Source organism: Dokdonia sp., assembly GCF_039945015.1.
GTDB lineage: Bacteria > Bacteroidota > Bacteroidia > Flavobacteriales > Flavobacteriaceae > Dokdonia.
Genome location: NZ_JBDUXP010000029.1, coordinates 1 through 2492 on the forward strand (window position 1 = coordinate 1; position 2492 = coordinate 2492).

Here is a 2492-nt window from a genome sequence, read left to right on the forward strand (position 1 = left end):
TCAGTTTGAAATTTCAACAGATAATGGAGCAACTTGGATTCCTCAATGTGGTAATTTTACATCAGAAGGAACAAATATCCAACCAGCAGGAGAACCATTATATGATGGAACACAATCTGGATTTGTTCTAGAAGAAATATCACTTTCCGATTACTTAGGGGAAGAAATCCTTGCTAGATTCCAATTAGTAACTGATGATCAAGTAACACGAGATGGTTTTTATTTTGACGACTTAGAATTCTTGGTTGTAAATGTAGATTCTTGTCCTACAACGACAACATATACTGTTGGAGGTGGGTGGAGTAATGGAATGCCTACAGATTCTGTAAAAGCAATTGTAAATGGAAACTACAATACGTCTATTACAGGTAATATCACAGCTTGTACACTTGTTGTAAACTCAGAGATGATACTTACCGTTGCTTCTGGTAATTTTGTAAGTGTATTAAATGATATTACAATAGATGGTACACTTATAGTCTCACATGAAGGTAGTGTTGTACAAGTAAATGAAGATGCAAAAACCTTTAACAATGGAAATATTAGTGTTGAAAAAATAACACCTACTATAGATGATCGTAACTATGTGTCTATGAGTAGCCCTATGGATGGAGAAACTAGAGATGGCGTATATGGTAATTCTAGAGCCGTTTTTAGTGTTATCCCCGCAAACTTTGTGCCTTTTAACATTGATCTTATGACGTTTCCAGAATTTGCTGGAGCAGAAGTTTTTTTAGATGATAACTTAGATTATGTGTCACCAGTAACAGGAAGTACTCCTTTACCAGTAGCTGGGATAGGTCAACTTGTATTCCCACAACCAGCACCAAATGTAGGAGATGGAGCATACACATTAACCTATACACAAGGGACTTTACATTCAGGTACAATATCTGTTCCTGTTAATTATAACGGTCCTGCAACAACAAATAACTATAATCTACTTGGTAATCCATATGCATCTGCAATAGATGTTACAGCATTTATAAATGCAAATGATGCGGTAAGTGCAGTATATTATTGGGACCATATTACAAACCCAACTTCGGCATTGCCAGGGCCTGGGTCTAGTAATTTCTCTATGAATGATATTTCAGTTCGTAATGCAATGATGGGAATAGGAGCAGTAAATGGTAGTACAATGCCTACTCAATTTATGGCATCTGGACAAGGGTTTGCTATCAAAGCAGAACAAACCGAAGCCGTTAGTAATACTCCAGTAGTTTTTACAAACAGTCTTCGTGTTACTGGCAACAATGATGATTTTAGAAGTAATGAAGCAGTTTCAAATAGTTCCTTTGATAAACTATGGTTACACATTACAACATCATCATATAGTGATATAAAATCACAAATGGCAATTGGATTTATGAGAGAGGAGACAGAAGGGCTTGATTTGACTTCAGGTTTTGATGCTGGATACGACACAACAAGATTAGGAACGTTTATATCTTTATTCTCTACATTAGAAACTGGAGAACAACTTTCTATTCAAGGGCGAGAAACATTTAACGCTCAAATGGAAATTCCTGTAGGGTTCTCTACTTCTATAGAAACCGAAGAAACGTATACGATTAACATTGATCATTTTGAAGGAGCAGTTTTAGAAGGTGCATCTATCTTTTTAATAGATAATGTACTTAATACGATTACAAATTTAAAAGAAGAAACATATACATTTATAGCAACCAAAGGAATACAACCAGATCGTTTTATCGTAGTTTTTGAAGAGAGAGAAGTATTAGATATAGAAGATGAAGTACTCAATGAAAATGAAATTACAGTATTTCCTAATCCTGCATCTAATGAAATTACACTTGATTATTCAGGTAATAGACAATTACAGGAAGCTATAATTATTAATATAAACGGACAGAAAATACAACGATTAGATCTTAGTGATTTTAATCAGTCACAACGATTTACTATAAATCCGATTTCTACTGGGATTTATTTCATACAGATAGTAAGTAAAGAAAAAACCATTCTCAAAAAACTTATTGTAAAATAATTACATAATAGTATAGCTCTAGTTTAACAAAACGTTATTCGATTAATCTATTTATGAGTATAGTGGCTATCTTGCAAATCCAAATAGATCAGATTATAAAACGACTATGCATTGTGATAAAACGGCTATCATCTAATAACTATGCCGCATATATAACAGTCTATATTTTAGTGGGTTTGGACTAATTATCCATGTAAGAGACAAGACGAAGTATCTCCTTGGATAGACGTTTTTGAAAATGCCTGCTAATGGATTAAAACAAATAACTAAAATAATGTAATTTTGAGGTAGGAATACCTACTTATAAATTGTTATATATTCGAACGCATTAATAAACCTCCCTGAATCGATGAAAAAGATTGTCTTTTTAATATTATTATTTTCATTTTTTACTATTCAAGCGCAAGATCGTTTAGAAACATATCAACGTGCAAAGATCTCGTTTAATCAAGAAAGTGATATTTATAGATTACAAGAACTT

1 protein-coding gene is annotated in these 2492 nt (G+C 33.1%); it reads left to right on the forward strand.

Translation table 11 applies throughout. From position 1 onward, the window contains the following. Window positions 1–2011 (forward strand): T9SS type A sorting domain-containing protein (locus tag ABJD27_RS19705; protein ID WP_348167116.1); only part of this gene is annotated, 2011 nt, incomplete at its 5' end. Window positions 2012–2492: the final 481 nt, after the last annotated feature.